This window comes from Vannielia litorea (assembly GCF_018424695.1).
GTDB lineage: Bacteria > Pseudomonadota > Alphaproteobacteria > Rhodobacterales > Rhodobacteraceae > Vannielia > Vannielia litorea_A.
The window spans coordinates 1-396 of record NZ_QTNQ01000226.1; the positions used below are offsets into that span (position 1 = coordinate 1).

1 protein-coding gene is annotated in these 396 nt (G+C 52.0%); it reads left to right on the forward strand.

Translation table 11 applies throughout. The features are described from left to right. Positions 1-304 (forward strand): hypothetical protein (locus tag DYI42_RS24095; protein ID WP_213549662.1); only part of this gene is annotated, 304 nt, incomplete at its 5' end. Between the last annotated feature and the right edge of the window lie 92 nt (positions 305-396).

Here is a 396-nt window from a genome sequence, read left to right on the forward strand (position 1 = left end):
CTGTTCGCTGGTGCTGGATAACCCGGCACCGGAAGTTTATCTGGTGGATTTACAGCAAGGGATTCAGATTTTCGAATTGCGCATGCACGCAGCTGAAATGGCCCACCGTATGCCACTGAGACATGAAATCCACCAGCTGATTCTGGCGGGCTTCCATGAACACGGCATTATCCTGCCATTCCCACCGTTCCAGGTGCGTATGGAAACTCTGCGCCGGGCGCAAAATGGCAGTAATGCCACCTTTACCACTACGAGTGGTAGTAACATGACCAGCAGCAGCGCGCGGTCACCAGGGGATTTATAACGCAGCCGGTATATGCCTGGCCGGGGTAACGTCTAAAAGCTTAAAGGCCGACAATTCACATTGCCGGCCTTTTTTGACTTCATTTTCTACAT